The following is a 19,296-nucleotide window of genomic DNA, read 5'->3' on the forward strand; positions in this document are numbered from 1 at the left end:
TGCAAGATAGAGATCCAAGCTAGGACCCAAGCTCCCTATTTATTTCTTTTTCAGAAGAATCGCATTGGCTTCTGCTCTGAATTTCTCCGCGCCCTGCTTCGGCGAGATTTTCTCAAAGAAAATTTCATCACTCACATTTTTAAATATTTTCCCTACCTCAACACCAGCTGTCGGATCGGGTGGATCAATCAGGCTGGAATTTTTCTCAACCGTGGTAAGGTATTCCGACACTCTCTTCTGTGTATCAGAGAATGAACTATTCATGCCTTCTAGAACCCTCGGGTGGTACGGCATTCCGAAAAAAGCATTAAGCGACTTCGCAGCATCGATATTGTTCGTGAAAAATTCAATGAATAAGGCCGCTTCCTCCGGGTGTTTAGAGGTTCTCGCAATCGAATGGAAGAAGGATGGCTTAATGTACATCCCTTTGCCGTCTCCGGAGCCTGGATACATCGCCATGCCTACTTTTTTCTTTAACTGGGTTTCCATAATATCTACGTGGTTGCTCCAATAGTTGAAGCTGCCGAAAGCCGCTTGCCCTTTAGGAAATGGACCATCCTCCAGACCCCTGACTTCCAGCTCTACGCCCAGCGGAGAAATCAAGCCTTCCTTCTGCCAGCGAAGCTGTTGGTCGAAGAAATCAGTGAATACTTTATCATCCTCATACCCAATGCCATCTTGAGCAGCGTTATACATTTTCTTGCCATGCTGTCTCAGCCACACTGCAAAATGCTGCTGGCTCATATGAGTGTCTCCGTAGATGCCTAGCTTTTCCTTGATTGTACGGAGGTCCTTCTCGTACTGCTCCCAAGTATAAGTAGGCGTAGGAGGTGTTACTCCAGCTTTCGCTAACAGATCCGCATCATAGAAAGAGACTAAGGAATTATTGCCAATATTGATGCCATACACTTTTCCATTAAATTTGGCACCATCAATATGAATCGGATTAACGCCGTCCATGTTAATCGTTTTCTTAGCCATATAATCGTCCAGTGGCAGCAATAAATTTTTGTTCACATAGTTGGTGATCTTCGAATAATCCATTCTTACCACATCGGGCATACTGCTGGACGCTGCTTGTACATTCAGCTTGTCCCAATACGCGTCACCTGCATAATATTCCGATTCCACCTTGATATGCGGGTAGGCCTTCTGGAATAAGTCAACCACCGCATTGGTTTTATCCACGGTAATTTGCGAGCCTGCCCAGTATGTAATGCGCAAGGTAACTGGATCCTTTTTCGCCGTAGCTGGAGAAGCAGGCGTGCCCGCTGCTGCCGGTTCTGCTGGCTTGACAGCACTATTGGATGGTTGTGAGCAGCCTGTCAAAGCAACCGCTAAGCTCAGCGTGAGCGCAAGATTAACCTTCGTCAATTTCTTCATAGCCATAGATACACGTCCTTCGTCTTAGTATTCGTCTTATTAAATAGGATGGATAAGCTTAGACATCTTCCAATGCGCGAGTAGCCAAGTTACGCAGTACGACGTCATCCATAGGTGGATTGTGCAGCCCAGCACGGACATCGCGGTACATTCTCTCCAGCGGCAGCTTCCGAGACAAGCTTGTGCCGCCGACAATACGCATCGCTTGGTCCACAATCCGCAGGGCATGGTTGGTAGCGATGTACTTGGCCAAGCCAAGCTCCGGCTTGAGTGCAATACGCCCAGCCGGCTGCTGGTCCCAGCGGTCAGCGACCGTATACAATAACGTGCGTGCCGTGATTAAGTCGGCTTCGATCTGCCCGATTTGCTGCCGAATATGCGGCAGCTCCGAGATCGGGCCGGGCAGGCTATTCGGCCGATAATTCCTAGCGAAATCCAAGGCAAAATCACGAGCAGCATAAGCGATGCCAATGTAGCATGCCGGAATATGCAGCAGCCAGCCGTTGCCATCGTCAATCCGCTGCGAATTGGCTCCAGAGCCTGAGCGGCTGATCATTGCCTCGTCGGGCACAAACGCGTTGTGAAGGATGATATCGTGGCTGCCTGTGCCGCGCATCCCGATCGTGTCCCAAGTCTCCTCGATACGGATTCCTGTAGCGGTAACCCTGCGGACGAAGAAATCGCCCACTTCGTCAGTGCCCTCAATAGCGGCCGATAAGGTGAAATGCTTGAGGATCGGGCTTAACGTACTGTAGGTTTTGCAGCCGCTAATTAACCAGCCGCCTTCGGTCTTGACGGCCGTTGTGCCAGGCCTTCCGCCCCGGCTGGGGCTGCCCGTCGCCCGCTCGCTGGCAAAGTGGTTAATCATCGCGCCGTCATTGACTACTTCCTTGCAGAACCCCGCATACAAGGCCTCCGGCCATGGCTTGGTATTGCGGATATGAAGCATCGAACCGATATGCCAACCAACAGCCAAAGCGGTCGAGCCATCCCCTCTAGCCAGCCTTTCCTGTGCCAATACCAATTCATATAAAGAAATTTCATCCCCTCCATATTGCTTTGGAACCGTTAGCTTCAGATAGCCTGCCTGGTGCAAATCGGCAAAATTCTCAAATGGAAAAGACCCCTCTTCATCATGCTTCGGTGCACGTTCGGCGAGCTTAACAGCCAATTGATCGGCGAGCTTAGCAATTCCCGCCTCCCGTTCGTTACGAATAAATGTGTCTTGGGCTTTATGCTCTGTCATCCTGTCTCTACACCTCTTTTTATATTCTCATGGGAATAGTAGGAATTGATTTAATCTTACTCCCTTTGTTCAGGAAAAAATAGGTAATAACCCGACTTTTAATTGTGAAAAACAGTGATGTTATTCACGGATTCACAGGTCGGGTCCTACAGCTTTTAACGTTTTATCGTTTTTTTATATTCCAAAGGCGAGTGCCCCGTATGCTTCTTAAATACATTTCCGAAATATTGCGGATCCCTGCCAAATCCCGATTGCTCGGCGACCTCGTACATCTTAATGTCTGGATGGCTGGCAATTAAAGCCTTGGCACGTTCGATCCTGAGCTTCGTTATATAGGGTGAGAATTTCTCATTCATTTCCTTGCGGAATAATTTACCCAAATAGTCTGCGTTCATAAAAAAGAAGCCTTTTGCCAGCCATTGCAGCGATAGCTGCTCGTCAACTAAATGCTCTTGAATAAGCTGTGTCATCCGTGTCATCAGCATGTTTTTTTTATCGGCATATGCCTCATAATGCTCTCTTGCTGTAGCTAATGAAACCTCTTCTATGTAATGTTGGATTTCTTCTAAGGTGTGCATACTGAGGATCGGGGCTATTTTCTTGAAGGGCTCGTTCATCGATGCGGACAAGGTTTCCCTCACTATTACCGTAATCAGTTCGATACAAAAGCTAATGGCCACATTGATTTCAATGCGGTTTTCATATAAATGGCTAAAGAAGGATTGCAGTTCCTTATGGACGTCATCCGCATTCCCTATTTTTACAGCCATGACAATTGGATCGTAAGTGAAGGCAACCACTTCTGTAGTCAGGAGTGGCTGCTGCTTATCGAATTCGCTCGTTATAATACCGTTCTCACCCAAATAAAACTTATACTGCACATATTTCTGAACCTCTTTATACAGCTTGGCAATGTCCTCAATTCGACCTGCTTCGCTAATAGCCAACGTCAAATTCATGTCGTACAGCCGCTGAAAGGATTGCTGGATCTGACTCGTCAACTGCGTAGCAGCAGGCATGCCCCCCTCCTCGATCAGCAATAAAAATTGGTTGCCAACGATAGTGCTCAACACAATTTTATTATCTGAGCCGAGCTCTTCGGAAATCCTTTTGAGCGTGTAGAGCTCGATGTATTCAAAGCTTTCTTCGAATTGAAATAAAATCAAGCGGACTTTTCCAGCATCCATGTGAAGCATCTGCTTATAGAGCTCCATCTCCTGCTGGACATAGCTGCGGTTTAATACGCAATCCCGGAGAAACTGCTCCCTCACCTTCGGCATAGCCTCTTCCAGCTGCTGCTTCATCGAAGCTACTAGCTCACCTTGGCTTCGCTGCTCCTTCATTTCCTCGATAACCTCATACAGCACTTCGATAATCTCCTGCTCATTGCAGGGCTTCAGCAGATAGTGGCGGACACCATATAACATCGCTTGAGAAGCAAATTCAAACTCCCCATAACCGGAAAGCACAATAAAGTGGACATGTGGCAGCTCTTGCTTGATGCGTTTAATAAGCTCCAGCCCGCTCATCTTCGGCATCTTAATATCAGTAATAACCAAATCCGGACGCAGGCGGATGATTTCATTATAGGCAATCAGCCCATCGGGGGCGGTTCCTAGGAACGTTAGCCCTAATTCCGTCCAAGGAATCAACTGGGCAATTCCTTCTCTGATCATTCTTTCATCATCGGCAAGTACTACTTTGAACCCACTCATACGTTACTTCACCTCCAATATTTAACAGGTGTATTTCGGCTATTAGACAGGTTATTAAACAGGCAGTTCGGCCAAACAAGGAATGGACACACGAATCAGCGTTCCTGGTTCAAGCCCAGCCTCAATTTCAAGTCCATAGCTATCACCAAATAATAGCTGGATGCGTTGGTTGATACTATGCAACCCGATTCCTGTTCCCTCTGCGGAAATTTCATTTTGCTGCAATTTGTCCAAATACTGCGTATCCATCCCAGACCCCGTATCCTTCACAATCAGGATAAGCCGATCCAATACTAGGTGCTTCTGTGCGGTCACCGTTATCACACATCGTTCAGTCGCGGCCTCAATCCCATATTTGATGCAGTTCTCAACAATCGGCTGCAAAATAATATTGGGCATATACAAGGGATGCAGTTGCTCGGGAATGTCCATATGGCAAACCAACCGCTCCTCGAATCGGAATTGTTGGATATGGATATAATTTTTCAGGTTAGCTATTTCTTCCTCTAGGGTGACGAATTCTTTTTGGCTCACCGCGACTCGCATCATATCCCCAAGCGCTTTGACCATCCCGGAAATTTCGGTCTGCCCATTTATTTTGGCAAGCCAATTGATCGATTCCAAAGTGTTATAAAGAAAATGGGGGTTGACCTTGGCTTTGAGCGTTTCATATTCGGCTTCCTTTAACATAATCTGCTTGGTATAGTTTTCGTTAATTAATTTGTCGAGCTTCTCCGTCATTTTGTCGAAATTACGGTTCAATAATCCAATCTCATCCCGGCTTGACGGAAATCCAGCCTTGTCTATAAGGAACTGCCCCTTCTCCACGTTAACCATCTTCTGTGTTAAGGTTTCCAGTGGCTGCGTAATGCTTCTTGAGAACCGCAAGCCACTCCACAGCAGAAGCAATAAAATAACCGCGTACAAGCTAAGCAAAGCTGCTTTCATCATGATCACATTTTGAAAAATCAACCCGTAAGGGATCAAATGGATGATCGTCCAACCGGTGTAAGTAAGGATGAATTGTGCAGCAAGATAGGAGCTGTTATCAATCGTAATTACGCTGTAGCCCTTGGATTTATCTATCGTCAAATCTTTGATATGAAACGAGCTTTGGGCGGGGTAGATGATATCGTCCCCTGACACTATGACTAACGAGGAGTCGTAATCCTGGCTTTCCTTGGGCAAAGCATACATCACTTTATCTGCCTGGATCCGAATAATCAACGTTCCCAGCGATTCCAGCTTTAAATCAGCAACCTCCCTGATATCACGCACTGAAAAAAAAGCATCCTCCTGCAGCTTCCCGCCCATCCATACACTAGCTCCTTCATGCTCATAGGCCAGCTGCCGAATTTCATCCATATTCGCATAGTTCATCCTGTCTACATTAACTCCGACACTATGAGGGTTCGTATTCCTGTCTATGATCACAATCGAGGATACCGAATAATCGTATAAATGGTAGGTTAACAGCTTCTGCTTTAATTTATTGGCAGCATCGAAGGCTTCATAGGTATCGGGAATGGTTTTGATCACTCTCAGGTAATTTTGCACGTCCGAATCTGACATGACAGAAAGCGACAATTTATCGATTTCTTTGAACTTTTCCTCAATTTTTTGCGAAAACAAATAGAATTTGCCGACTGTTTCACGATAAATGAGCTGTTCATACAACGTTTGTGACTGTTGTACAAACAGCCATCCCAGCAAGCTGGTAACGAAGGCTCCTAAGGAGATGAAGATGAAGAGCTTGTGTTTGATTTTTAAATTTCTCATGAGATCACCATGCACATTATATCATAATCACATCCTGTAAGAAGCCTCAGTCTGATAACGCCGCTCTGCTACCTGCTACCCCCACGCTATCGTCTGGAAGGTCTCCGTTATCGCCGACTCGCGTGCCTTTAAGCATTGCAGTGCGCTAAGCAGCCCATCTTCCAAGGTGGCTACCGGTTCAGATGTGCCACGCATCATGCCTATGAAGCTTTCTGCCAGCGTGCGGTCCCCGCCAAAATGGTCTTCGCCGAGCTCAAGCTGGTACGTTTCTACTCGCGGCGTGTGGTGCATGAACACTTGCACTTTACCGGTGACGAAATCGAATTCCACCGTGCCTTTATAGCCAAGAAAACGAGCGCCACGAGTCGCTGCTTGGCGCCGTGCAAAAAAGTTCTGGGAATAAGACATATGCATCCCACTCTCGTAACGCATGAGCGCGCTTCCCGAATCCTCGTTTCCGGTATCCTCGGCAAAACAGCAATGCGGCCATAACTCCCGCTCTGGTGTAAACGCGGTACTTTCCGCGCAAGTCCGATTTTCGGCGCAATCCACGCATTTCAGCCCTGCCGGATAGCTTCCTTTGAATATTTGCTTCGAGACCATCGCACACACGCTTACAGGCCGTTGACCTATAATATCATTGATATAGTCGAAATCATGTGTCGCTTTTTGTAGGAATAAGCCTCCAGTCTCGTTCTCATCGCGATACCAGCTGTGGAAATACACGCCTCCGTATGGGACGTTATTAACGGCTTGCACATGCTCAACCGACCCAATCTTTCCAGAGCCGATGATTTCCTTCACAAGCTGGACAAGCGTGGTGACCCGCAGCGGGAACGAAACGATGGTCCGAGAATGATGCAGCTCATGGGCATGCTTCAAGCGCATTAAATCTTCCATCGTTGTCGCCACCGGCTTTTCCAAATAGAGCGGGATGTTCGAAGGGAGCACTTGAAGCGCCATCTTGGTATGCAAGGAGCAGCGTGTACCGATCAAAACTCCATCCAGCTGCAGGGACTGGAGCATCTCGTCGGGTGTATCAAAACAGGGAATATCCTTTCCACCCTGATTCTCTCCGATGACTTTGCTTCGTGCTTTGTTCGGATCAACAATGCCCGATACCTGGCACTCAGGGTCTGCCTTTTGGATCTGCTTAATCATCCCACCGATGCGATTCCCATAACCAATAACGCCCATTCTCATCAATAAAACCTCCCATAGCCTGCTTATATATATATGGATTTCAACTGTCTCAATCAGTCTCAGTATATAAGGAAAATAGGTTGTGGGCTTTGTCCTCCGGGACGTTTTTCTTGCTACATTAGCCAACCTTACGATTCCGCTTTAAATGGGCTTAAGTAAACGATATGATGGATATAATGACCGCGGTGGTGGATAAGGAAGGGAAGCTATGGACTATCAGAGAACGACGCTGAAGCAAACGTTAGTCGTGGATAAGCTAATCACGATGTATTACTTTGAATTTGCTAAAAACTATATGTTCCACGGAGAACAACATGATTTTTGGGAGTTCGTCTATATCGATAAGGGCGAGGTGGATGTAACCGCTGATAGCAGGCGGCACCTGCTTAAATCGGGGATGATTATTTTCCATAAGCCCAATGAGTTCCATCGATTCCACGCTTGCAACGGAACAGCACCCAATATTGTCGTGATCAGCTTCGAATGCAAATCGCCAGCGATGAAACAATTTGAACAGCAGGTCCTCTCTTTGGAAACCGAGGAACGTAATCTCCTGGCAAGTATGGTGAATGAGGGGATGAATGCCTTCGAGTTCCCCTTTCACCACCCGCTGGTACGAAGGGACGACTCGCCAATCGGCAGCGAGCAACTTGTCCGCGTTTATCTCGAATCTTTCCTGCTACGGCTGCTGCGGAAATTTTCTTTGCCTTTTGGGAAACCAAAAGGCCCTGCTTTAGCCGCTGCCGCTAAGGAGAAAGCGGATTATGAGGTGGTTCAACATGCTCTGCATTTCATGCAGCAAAACATCGATAGCCCGCTGTCCTTATCAGACATCAGCCATTCTCTGCATGTGGCTAGAACGAAGCTGAAGGATTTGTTCAAGGAACAAACGGGCGAGCCGATTATGAGGTATTTCACAAGCTTGAGGATGGAGCATGCCAAAATGCTAATACGTGAGCAAGCGTACAATTTCACGGAAATATCCAGCCAGCTTGGGTTTAGCAGCCCCCATTATTTTTCCAAATCGTTCAAGAAAATAACTGGGATGACCCCATCTGAATATGCCCGCTCGGTCAAAGCAAGAAGCAGTGCCGCGCCGCTTGGCAAGCTTTTTTTAAATTGATGCGCTTATTCATGGCGGCTGGCTGTATGGACAAACCTCACATGTAAGCTTAAAGGAATGTGACCTTCTCTCCGGCCAACGAGCCTATACGAGCAAGCGACTCTACACGGTAGCCCGCATCTTTAAGCTTCAGTGCACCTTCCTGAAATGATTTTTCGATGACAATCCCGATTCCTGACACCGTTGCCCCCGCTGATTCAATAATCCGTGCCATTCCGAAGGTGGCTTCACCATAGGCCAGAAAATCGTCAATGATCAAAACACGCTCCCCTGGGGCTAAAAATTTGCGTGCTATCGTAATTTCATTATGTACCTGCTTGGTAAACGAATAGACGGTTTCTACGTAGAGATCGTCTTGGAGCGTCAGCGATTTATGCTTGCGGGCAAATATTAACGGCACCTGCAGTGTCAAAGCTGTCATGATCGCAGGGGCGATGCCCGAGGATTCTAGTGTCAGTACCTTATCGAAGGTGAGGCCTTCAAACCGTTTCACAAATTCCTGCCCGACCTCCAGCATTAATTGCGGATCGACCATATGGTTCAGGAACGAATCGACCTTTAAAACCTTCTCATTTAATACAATGCCATCTTGCCTGATCTTATCCTGTAAGGCTTTCATCTTTATATGTCCTCCCGTGCGATTACTCATTTTACTCCATTTACTCGAATTTATCCGATTTTCGAGTTATTCGACAAGATCAGGCAAATTCCTCTATTTTATGGCTCCTACCACAACGTAGAAAGCCTGCTTCCACTGATTACAGTGAAAAGCAGGCTCTCTTGTTAAGGGTCTTATCCAGCGCTGTTTTGGTAATATCCACAGCTTATCCACAATCTATTCACAATAAACGCCCTTTATCCACAGAAACGCGGATTATAGACCTTATTCGTCCTCTTTAAACAGAGGAAGAATAGTTAAGCCAAACTCAAATTCCTTCTCATCCAGGCGGTATTGCTCTAGCAGCTCAGGTCCGCAGGAATTAGAGCCTACACCGCTCATTTTATAATCCAGCTGAATAATCGTCTCTTTACGTTTAGAAAGCTCATGTGAATGAAGCGCTGTTGTCAGGTCGGCAGGCGTGTAATGCGCCGCATTGAAGGAAAACTCTCCATCAGGACTGGCGAATTTCAGGCCCATTCCTTGCTCGTTGGACACAATCGCCCATTCCGTGCCATATCTGGAGCCGTTCTCTTGCGGCATGATATAGTTCTGGAACATCTCGTCAACCGTCAGTAAATATTTGCCCTTCCTTACGCTTTGGCGCTTGTCCACATAGCTTTCATGCGGGCCGAAGCCGAAATATTCCACTTCCTCCGCGCCGTGCGGCATAGCCAGCTGTAAGCCGAACCTTGGCAGGAACGACAAGCTCTCCCTTACCTTCACTTTCACCTGCAAAGAAATTTCTCCTGTGCCATCTATGCTCCACTGTGCAGTACCGTGCAGCAATGGCAGCTTCATATAACCACCTAATGAAAAATCAACAGTAACCTCAACCGACGTTTCCGATTGCTTCGTCACCTCGGAACGGTAAACATGCATGGTTGCCCGATCGTAGCCCTGATCCATCCAGTCATGCTTAATTCTGCGGTCATTGTCCGTCGGTGCCCGCCAAATGTTAAAGCCAACTGGCGCTTGAAGCATTTCTACTCCATGCTTGGACACACTCGTGAACGTGCCCGCATATAAATCAAAACGATGGACGAAATCAAAGCCCTCTACAACCAGGTTATGGCCTTGCTGCTCGACCTGTATCGTCCGAATGCGGCTTGGCTGGCTCTGCTTATTCCCGTCTTCACTTGCAGCAACTTCAATTGCAACTGGCAGCTCAAACTGCTCAAAGCTGATCTCATATCCTGCTTCTGACCAGCGCGTATCCTGCTTCGACCTGCACGACAACGTCAGGAAATACCGGCTCTCTGATGCCTGTGGAATCGTATATGGAATGAATGCCATAATCGATTGCTGCGGAGCGGCAACAGCCTGCTTCAGCTCGCCTTGCTCCACGGTTTGTCCGTCCTTCTCTATCTTCCAATACAAAGCAATCTGCGATAGGTCGATAAAATCATAAAGGTTCGTAATTTTGATTACGCCTTTGCTTAAATCCTCAGCTTCGATACGGATCGGAGCGATCACCTTTTTCAATTCGAGCAAGCCTGTATGTGGTTTCCTGTCTGGGCTAACCAGCCCGTCTATGCAGAAATTGCCATCATTAGGCTGATCCCCAAAGTCGCCACCGTAGGCAAAGAAAGGAATGCCTTCTGCTGTTTCGGTCTTGATCCCGTGGTCCGTCCACTCCCAGACGCATCCGCCCATCAGCAATGGATACTTATAAATCACATCCCAGTAATCCTTCAAGTCCCCGGGTCCATTACCCATCGCATGGCTATACTCGCACAGGAACATCGGCTTTGTGCTCGCTTCGTCCAACGCATATTTCTCGATATCCGCTACGGATGTATACATCCGCCCTTCCATATCGATGACCTCTGTATCCTTGCTGCCGTTGTACCTAGGATCGACACCTTCATAATGAACCGGTCTGGACGCATCCCTTGCCTTAGTCCATCTGGCCATCGACATATGGTTTTTGTCATATCCCGATTCATTGCCAAGCGACCAAATAACGATGGATGGCTGGTTTTTGTCCCTTTCCACCATCCGCTCCATCCGATCCAGGAAGGCTTGCTCCCATTCCGGATTTTTGGTCAGCAAGTGGTAATCTCCGATACGATCAACACCGTGGCACTCAAGGTCCGCTTCATCAATGACATAGAAGCCATATTCATTGCAAAGCTCCAAAAACCGCGGGTCATTCGGATAATGCGAGGTTCTGATCGTATTCACATTATGGCGCTTCATCAAGTTGAGGTCTTTGATCATATGGTTAAGCGGAATCGTTTGCCCCAGCTCCGGGTGGGAATCGTGGCGATTGACGCCTTTTAATTTAATGGCTGCCCCATTAATCTTAAACACGCCTTCTGTGATTTCGACTTTACGAAAGCCTACAGGAAACCGCAGCACTTCCCCACCACCATATACATACAGCTGGTACAAGTAAGGGCGCTCGGCATTCCAAAGCTCAGGATTCGCCAAATTCAGCTCTATAGTCCCTTTCCCATCTAAGGAAGTTGCCCCTTCACCTATAAGGCTGCCTTTTGCATCTCTCAGTTCCGCTTTAACCTCTAGTTGCCCCGTTGTTTCCAGCTCGCAACGCAGAACCGCTTTACTGAAGTCCTCCGACAGCTCCTGCCTGTTAAACACATCTCGGATATGGACCGGGTTGCGCGCCAGCAAATAGACATCACGGAAAATACCTGAAAATCTCCATAAATCCTGGTCCTCAATGTAGGTACCGTCACACCACTTCAACACCATCAGCGCGATGCGGTTTTTGCCTCTTTTTAAATAGGGAGCCAAATTGAACTCTGCCGGAACCCTGCTGCCTTGGCTGTAGCCAACGAATTGACCATTCACCCACAAGTAAAAGCAAGAATTGACACCCTCGAACACCACATAGGCATCCTTTTCGTCCCAGGTCTCGGATATATTGAAATCTCTCGCATAGAGCCCAGCCGGATTTTCATTAGGCACATAAGGCGGGTCGCAAGGAATGGGGTAGTTTACATTCGTATAATGGAGCTGGTCATAGCCATTAGTCTGCCAGCAAGAAGGCACCAGCAAGTCATCCCAGCCACTGACATCGGCCGAAGCTGCGTAGAAGCCATCTTCGACATCTTTGACACTCGTATGATATTTAAATTTCCAGCCACCGTTTAAGGTTTGATAAAAGGGAGAGCGGGCTCTTTTATTCGCTAATGCCGTTTGTGCCTCACTATAAGGGATGAAATAAGCCCGTGGCGCCTCCCTATTCACCTGCAGGACGGTCAGGTCTTCCCAATACTTCTCTACTTGGATCAAATGAATCGCTCCTTATACATAATAATCGGTTTATCTAAAGTTATATCCTATTACGGCGTTCAATTCTATCAGAAAATATGAATAACGATGTAACAATATGAAGATGCTGGTACAAAATAAATAATTCGCGCGCCTCTAATTATTCAGTTAGCGTTCAGGCGGCATTAAGTGTGCCTTCAGGTTAGCAGCTTATAATTTGGTTAATTACGGTAGAAGGTGGTAGAGAGATGCATACTAAAAAAGCAATCACAGCATTCGTATTAACTGCTGTTTTGTTAAGTGGCTGCGGCGGTGGCGAAGCCACGCCTAGTGCCGCTAACCAAACAAGCGCAAATTCGGCTCAGGCTCAGGTGCCGGCCAGTCCTTCAGGTACAGCTACGGATCCGACCAAGCAGCAAGGAGCAACTGCCAATCCGAACCAACGTGTAATGATGATGACCTTCCAATCGCTGATTGCGATGGATAAAACGAGTGGATTAACGATCACCAAAGAGCAGGCTGCCCAAATGCTGCCTTTGGTTCAGGACGGCATTACCAAAAATGAATTAAGTGCTGATGCACAAACCAGCCTAATCGCTCCGTTAACTGCGGAGCAGAAAAAATTCATCGAGGACACAGCCGCCAAGGCCAAGGAAAGAGGGAATGGACAAGGCGCAGGCCAGCGGGCGCAAGGCGATGGTGCAGGCGCAGGCGGCGCAGGCCAAGCGGCGCCTAACGCCCAGGCAGCCCCAGGTGGAGCGGGCGGGCAACGCCCGCAAGGCGATGCTGGCGCTGGTGGTCAAGGTGGAGCGAGCCCGCAAACAGGCCAAAACGGCCAGCAACGCCCAGCAGGCGGACAGGGTGGCAGTCCAGGCGTAAACAGCGGGCAGCAGCTAGTTGAATTGCTGCAGGCCAAAAAGTAGACTCCATAAAAGAACCTCCATCCCACTGGAATGTGGTTGGAGGTTCTTTGTCTGCTATACAGCTACAAAAAAAGGAGTGCTGCCAAGCGGCTTCATTACCGACGATAAGATAACCTCGTTATCATACGTGCTTCTCCAAGGATACTTGCTTGCTTAAGCCATCCCCTTAATCCGTTCTGCCAGAACCCGCATCATACTGCGCAGCACATCGATATTCTGGAAGCAAAAAGAGAATACCTGCTCCTGATGGAGCTCAAGCAGTACTGTATCCGTACTGGATGTACAATCGGCCGAGCGGGGGCTGCTGTCGATAACAGCCATTTCCCCGAAGCATTCTCCCGGTCCCAGCATCGCGAAGGTTTCGCCTTCCCTGTGCACGCGGACGTTGCCTTCAATAATTCCGTACATAGTATCGCCAAAGTCACCCACCTTACATATCGCTTCGCCTGGAGCATAACTCACTTCTTCGACGATTTGTGAGAGCTGAATGAAATCATCCTGGCTGAGGTGGGCGAATAGGTTAATTTTTTGCAGCACCAGGATACGCCTTAAAATAACGGCGTTTTGGCTCGAATCGACAGCTCCGGCTCCCCTGCTGGTGCTTGCCGCCGCTTCTTGCATAGCCGGAGCAGGTAGCTGGCTCTGCTCTAATTTGGATCTCAGCCTGCGTGACAGCAGCTTCATCATTTCCAGTGCGATGCTCGTCCGATCAAATATCATGTCATAGAAAGCCTTAGAATCCAGCTCCCATAGCTGGATGTCTTCTTCCGCCCGGATCGTAGCTGTCCTTAACCCTTGGGTCAGAATGGCCATTTCCCCGAAGCACTCTCCTGCCCCCAAACCGCTAATCAACTTTCCATGAATAGATACACTCGCTTTGCCTCGATGAATAATAAATAAGGAGTCGCCAAAGTCGCCTTCTTGGATGATCGTGGCTCCTTGAGCCATATTTACCCTACGCAAGTGCCGCGCAATAACAGACAAATCCCGGCTGGTTAAGCCTTGGAATAAGGAGACATTTTTGAGTAGCCGTACACGCTCTACCTGCTCAGTAAGCTCCTCAGTGAGCGTTACTTCTGCCGTACTCATACCTCCCTGTAAAAGCGCCCCGATTCTACTTACCAGATGCTGTTGCGTTTGTTGCGGTTGCGGTCGGTGTTGCAGCTCTTGAGGCTCCTGCTGCTCCTCGCGTTGGTGCATCACATATTGGATCATTTGACGAAGCCAAGCATCGTCTTGCTGATACAGCCATACCAAATGCTCATCGGCAGTCGGTCCCGCCACATAGGTGCTTGATAGCTTGCGTGGAGCCGACATCATTTTTGCTAATTCGATACGAAGGCTCCCTTGCAGCAGTTGGTCCATTACTTCAGTGGAGTTCGCCTGCTGCCTCGCATCTCCCTCTGACCAGTTCACGAACACCGCCTGCACGGTTGCAGCATCAACCATCAAAGACAATAATTGAAAAATACGGCGGCAAATCGAGAAGCGTATCTGTTCAACGATCTCCACAAGCTCCGCTCCGTCTTCCATGCCTGTAATGCCAGCCATATGTCTAGCAAATTGCCAATACAGCTGTATTTCTCCCATAATAAGCGCTTCAAGCTTTTTCTCGTCGATCTGAAAACCACCCTTATTCATCCGCAGCAGCGCTTCCAGCACCTTATCACGCATTTCGAAATGGGCGGGCTCATAATGCCCGACCAATAGGTCAAACGACCGTTGCGTATGGATCCGTTCGCAAACCTTCGGTAAGTGCAGTGAAGCATTTCGTTCATTAAAATAAGGCTCCAGCAACACTAGAATTTCTTTCTCGTCATAATCAGACAAAGCCTCTATCGCGTATCGCCGGGTTTCGCTGTTTTGGAGCAGCGGCACAATAAAAGGAACCAGCTCGGATACACGAAGAATAGCCGCGGATTGCAACGCGCCGATTCTTACTTGCGCGGAACCATCCTCAAGCAAAGCTACCAAAGGCTTGTAAAAGCTTTTAATTCCGATCTGCCCGAATAACGCGGCCATCGCCGTCCGCTCTTGCTCCTGGCCACTCTCAAGCAAATATTTCAAGGTTCCAACTGATCGGAACATCCCCTCAATGCCGTAATATTTCACTAGCCCCGCGATGGCAGCCGCCCTCATGTCCACATCCTGATCCTCAAGATAAGCTGTAAGCAGCTCCAGATGGTCATCATTGGCATAAGCGGCAAGTGCTAAGATCGCACTCGCACTTACTCGCTGATTGGTGGCAGCCAGCAGCAAGCGCAGCTCCGGCTCGAGCCCTTCTGGCGTCTGCTGCTCTACATAAGCCAATGCCTCTGCACAGACCTCAGGGGCAGGATGCTGCAGCAGTCCATGGAGATATGGAGTAAGATCAAATGCTTCCAGCCCTCGCAATAAGCGCATTGCATATAAGACCTGCTGCTTATCCGGGCTGGACAAAGCATTAACCAGCAGCTGGCGGCTAGCCGGGTCCATCATATTAAGCTCTGCCCTCTCCAGATCATCACCGCTAGCCTGCAGAGTGGAGAGCAAGGTTTTCAAATACGCTCCCTTTACCTTTACGGCAGCAACGATACAAACCGCAAGCAGCACAAGAATGATATAGCTTAGCTGCTCTGGAGCAAGCAGCCGTGAAACAATAAGCAAGCACAAGGCTGCCAGGCCTTTGGCTCCATTGCGGACGATGCCATCCAGAAAGCCCTTGGCCTTCCCCCGCCACTCCGGTGGAATAGGGAACATAATCAATTGGCTGACCGAGGAGTAGATCGTATCCCCAAGCACCTTATCCGAGCCCTTAACCGCTACTGCCATCGCAAGCACCGGCATCAATAGCACACCAAAGCTGCCCATAAACAAGGCAATCGGGAATAGCAGAAGCGCCGTCATCACCCCAAACCGCGTCAAAATTCGGCTCGATATAAACAGCTGGACAAAAAGGGCAAGCAGCCCGGAATATCCATAAAAGCTGCCCATAAATCCAGCCAAGGCTTCATTTTGTAAAGTCCCTTTTAATATTACTTTAAATTGATAATCGATTAACGTAAGCGACAGCACCAAAGCTGCTGACATCATCGCTACATATTTTAAATGGGGCACGTTTTGAAACAAGCCGGACTTGGCTTCCTTTTGCGGCTTCGTTGTATTCGACTTTTTCTTGGCAGGCTGCTGGGTTGAAAAAATTTCCGTTCTATCAGGCAGCATGCGCAATATAGGAATAACTGCCAAGATACATAGCAACTGAAGGCCCATGTAAAAATAAATCAGATTGGCTGTCCCTACAAGCGGTACAAGCGCTTTCAATCCAAAGCCGCTTATAATGCCTCCCGTAATGCCTCCGCTCCCTACCCAACCGATCATGCGTTTCACTTTACGTTGGTCCAACACTGTTGTAGCGAATTGCCAAAAGCAGACGATCATTAGAAAATTAAATACATCATAAACGACATAAATGACCGGAAATACCCAGCGCATTTCAGACCCTACACCAAGCCTCGATATCAGCACAAGCAACGAGATGATAGGAATTAATGCCAGAATTAAGCGGTCTAAGCGAGCCTTACTGCTATAACGCTGGAACAAGAAACCAACGAAGATCATCGCCGCGGCTTGTGGCAAATACATCGTCGACAAATAAGAAGCATCAAAACGGCTTAGAAACAACGTATCGGCGGCTGTTCGCCCAATCGTCGATGCCGAAACCACACAAAACAGGTAACCAAACAGCAGCAAAACCTTGCTGTATTCTTCCCGATCCTCTGCAAGCTTTTCAAGGGTATGTTTTAGCTTTAATTTAGAAGTTAGCACTGTTAGTCGTAACCTCAATTCCTCTATAGTCCATCCATTGTACTATAATTTTCATGCTTTAGAACCATATTCTTCATAATATCTTCATTTATTGCTAAATGTTTTTCGACATTAAAACGGACTTTCTCCCGACTTATTCGGCAGGTATAATCTAGATAAATTTATTTTTAGATGGGGGTACTACTTTGAATTATTCCATGCTTATTCTTCTCGCAATCCTCACTGGTTGCTCCTATGCAAGCCCAACACCGCCGCCACAATCGGTGAGCGGAGCCCCCCAGCCTGCCAGCGGCGCTGCCTCATCGGCTACTCCAGCAACCACACCGACCGCCTCAGCTACCAGCAAAGCTACCCAACAGCCGGCAGCAGCAGCTTCTGCTTCTGGGAATCTACTGCAAGCCAGCTTTACCCAAGGTGTAGCCAAAACAACTAATCCCGAGCTATTCGCCTGCAAGGGAGGACGCGTTACTGGCCTAGGCGAAATTAAATCGGAGGATGGACAAACCTGGGTGGTGCCTTCGAATATCAATACAAAGCTTGTTAACGCTTCTGACATGTCTAATCCCTGCACGAAAGTAGAACACACCCATGTAGCTGCCATTGATCTAAGCAAGGTTCCAGTCGTTGAAATCGATCCTGCGGGCGAGATTATTACGGGCTATATCTTTGCCGATAATTATTTCGAATTATATGTAAATGGCAAAGCCGTTGCCAAGGACGCCGTCCCATTTACGCCGTTTAATTCCCACGTTGTTCGATTTAAGGCCAGCTATCCGATAACTTATGCTTTTAAAGTGGTCGATTGGGAGGAAAATCTCGGGTTGGGCACCGAGGACAATAAAGGCAATAAGTATCATCCTGGCGATGCGGGTATCGTAGCTACTTTTAGCGATGGCACTGTAACGAATGAAAGCTGGAAGGCACAAAGCTTCTACATAGCTCCTTTAATGAGCAAAAACGATCTAGTCGTGGAAGAAAAGAATGGGAAAATGATTCATTCTACACCTAAAGCCTCAGCAACACCTTCCTGCAAAACCGATTGTTATGCAGCACATTTTGCCGTACCGGATCGTTGGTATGCCGTCGATTTCAACGATGCCTCGTGGCCGCAGGCAACAACCTACAAAACAGCAAATGTTGGCGTTGATAATAAGCGCGAGTATACGAGTTTCAGCAATGAATTTGGCAAAGGCAAGTTCGTCTGGACGAACAACCTTGTGCTTGATAACGAAATCTTGCTCCGTTACACAGCCACCAAGCCTTCAAAGTAAGCTCATAAGCTGAACCGGTGCCCAACGGATACCGAGCTTAAAAAGCATGACCATGCCGAAGGGGGCAAGCATGCAAAAATACCGATCATGATCTGATCGGTATTTTTTTCTATGCTCTGGCTACCTGACCACGTTATGCATGGCACGTATTATCATCAGGGTGATCAGCCAATCTAGTAGCTGCTGGTATTAACGTAACGTTACAGTTTGCTATTCAATTATGGCGCTTGTCCGACAGCGGCGGGAATAAGCTCACCTTATTTCGCCCAAGCTCCTTCGACAAATACAAAGCGTCATCGGCACAGACGAGTAAATCCTCACTGCTCATCCCTGGGGCATATTCAACCAAGCCCATGGACACCGTAATGCCTACGGATTCTCCGGCGATTAGCCAGAACTCCTGCTCCTCCACCTTCTGGCGAATATTTTGCGCTATGCCCTCGGCCTGCAGCAGCCCTACATTGTGAAGCAGAATGGAAAATTCCTCGCCACCGCTGCGGCAAACAAAATCCTCGGGACGCGTGTGCTCCTGCAAAATAGTAGCCAGAGTCTTCAATACTTCATCACCAGACAAATGGCCATAGGTATCATTTATTTTCTTGAAATAATCAATGTCGAGCAGCAAAAGCACGAAAGGAATCCCAGCAGCCATCCATGTAGGTATGCTTTCGCCGAGCTTACGTACATTATAGAGGCTCGTCAGGAAATCCGTCTCCGACTGCTGCTTAAGCCTGTGATTCTGGTTTGTCAGGCTCTGCCCTTGAATATCGCTAATTCGTGATAGCTTTAAGGCTGTTCTCAATAGCTTATCGTAATGGTCGATTAACAGGGTATATTTCTCTAGAATGGCCTCTTGGCTAGAAGGCAGCTGGAGTATATCGTTTCGGGCTTCCCTAAGAATCGTAAATTCCCCCGAAAACAATCTCTCGTATGAACGTCGACGATTTGGTT

Annotated in this window: 12 protein-coding genes; 3 read left to right on the forward strand and 9 right to left on the reverse strand. The window is 47.9% G+C overall.

What is annotated here, in order from left to right:
* Positions 1 to 39: 39 nt before the first annotated feature.
* From G9U52_RS21690 to G9U52_RS21710, 5 genes are all read right to left on the reverse strand, one after another.
* Positions 40 to 1,389, reverse strand: a complete 1,350-nt coding sequence (locus G9U52_RS21690; RefSeq protein ID WP_166152741.1) for an ABC transporter substrate-binding protein — start codon at positions 1,387 to 1,389, stop codon at positions 40 to 42.
* Positions 1,390 to 1,441: 52 nt separating this feature from the next.
* Positions 1,442 to 2,629 (reverse strand): acyl-CoA dehydrogenase family protein, encoded by a 1,188-nt coding sequence (locus G9U52_RS21695; RefSeq protein WP_166152742.1) that lies wholly within the window; start codon positions 2,627 to 2,629, stop codon positions 1,442 to 1,444.
* 155 nt (positions 2,630 to 2,784) lie between these two features.
* Positions 2,785 to 4,344, reverse strand: a complete 1,560-nt coding sequence (locus tag G9U52_RS21700; protein ID WP_166152743.1) for a response regulator transcription factor — start codon at positions 4,342 to 4,344, stop codon at positions 2,785 to 2,787.
* A 54-nt stretch (positions 4,345 to 4,398) separates the two neighbouring features.
* Positions 4,399 to 6,123 carry a sensor histidine kinase gene (locus G9U52_RS21705; RefSeq protein ID WP_166152744.1) on the reverse strand — a complete coding sequence of 575 codons (1,725 nt, stop codon included), beginning with the start codon at positions 6,121 to 6,123 and terminating at the stop codon, positions 4,399 to 4,401.
* A gap of 75 nt (positions 6,124 to 6,198) precedes the next feature.
* Positions 6,199 to 7,326, reverse strand: coding sequence for a Gfo/Idh/MocA family protein (locus G9U52_RS21710; protein WP_166152745.1), 1,128 nt, complete (start codon positions 7,324 to 7,326; stop codon positions 6,199 to 6,201).
* Positions 7,327 to 7,534: 208 nt separating this feature from the next.
* Here G9U52_RS21710 and G9U52_RS21715 point away from each other — a divergent pair, with 208 nt between their 5' ends.
* Positions 7,535 to 8,449 (forward strand): AraC family transcriptional regulator, encoded by a 915-nt coding sequence (locus tag G9U52_RS21715; RefSeq protein ID WP_166152746.1) that lies wholly within the window; start codon positions 7,535 to 7,537, stop codon positions 8,447 to 8,449.
* A 49-nt stretch (positions 8,450 to 8,498) separates the two neighbouring features.
* On the opposite strand, the gene G9U52_RS21720 is transcribed toward G9U52_RS21715, so the two are convergent.
* Together G9U52_RS21720 and G9U52_RS21725 are read right to left on the reverse strand one after the other, a co-directional pair.
* Positions 8,499 to 9,068 carry a xanthine phosphoribosyltransferase gene (locus tag G9U52_RS21720; protein WP_166152747.1) on the reverse strand — a complete coding sequence of 190 codons (570 nt, stop codon included), beginning with the start codon at positions 9,066 to 9,068 and terminating at the stop codon, positions 8,499 to 8,501.
* 264 nt (positions 9,069 to 9,332) lie between these two features.
* Positions 9,333 to 12,368 carry a glycoside hydrolase family 2 TIM barrel-domain containing protein gene (locus tag G9U52_RS21725; RefSeq protein ID WP_166152748.1) on the reverse strand — a complete coding sequence of 1,012 codons (3,036 nt, stop codon included), beginning with the start codon at positions 12,366 to 12,368 and terminating at the stop codon, positions 9,333 to 9,335.
* A gap of 227 nt (positions 12,369 to 12,595) precedes the next feature.
* On the opposite strand from G9U52_RS21725, the gene G9U52_RS21730 reads away from it, so the two are divergent.
* Complete coding sequence (locus tag G9U52_RS21730; protein WP_166152749.1) at positions 12,596 to 13,270, forward strand: hypothetical protein; 675 nt, start codon at positions 12,596 to 12,598, stop codon at positions 13,268 to 13,270.
* A 153-nt stretch (positions 13,271 to 13,423) separates the two neighbouring features.
* Here the strand turns inward: G9U52_RS21730 and G9U52_RS21735 are convergent, their stop codons facing one another.
* The gene (locus G9U52_RS21735) at positions 13,424 to 17,074 is read right to left on the reverse strand and encodes an Npt1/Npt2 family nucleotide transporter (RefSeq protein ID WP_166152750.1); all 3,651 of its coding nucleotides are present in this window, start codon (positions 17,072 to 17,074) and stop codon (positions 13,424 to 13,426) included.
* Between the two features lie 185 nt (positions 17,075 to 17,259).
* On the opposite strand from G9U52_RS21735, the gene G9U52_RS21740 reads away from it, so the two are divergent.
* Positions 17,260 to 18,345 (forward strand): hypothetical protein, encoded by a 1,086-nt coding sequence (locus tag G9U52_RS21740; RefSeq protein WP_166152751.1) that lies wholly within the window; start codon positions 17,260 to 17,262, stop codon positions 18,343 to 18,345.
* Between the two features lie 214 nt (positions 18,346 to 18,559).
* On the opposite strand, the gene G9U52_RS21745 is transcribed toward G9U52_RS21740, so the two are convergent.
* The gene (locus tag G9U52_RS21745; RefSeq protein ID WP_166152752.1) at positions 18,560 to 19,267 is read right to left on the reverse strand and encodes a GGDEF domain-containing protein; all 708 of its coding nucleotides are present in this window, start codon (positions 19,265 to 19,267) and stop codon (positions 18,560 to 18,562) included.
* Between the last annotated feature and the right edge of the window lie 29 nt (positions 19,268 to 19,296).

The organism is Paenibacillus agricola, assembly GCF_011440305.1.
In the GTDB taxonomy this organism is placed as follows: Bacteria; Bacillota; Bacilli; order Paenibacillales; family NBRC-103111; genus Paenibacillus_S; species Paenibacillus_S agricola.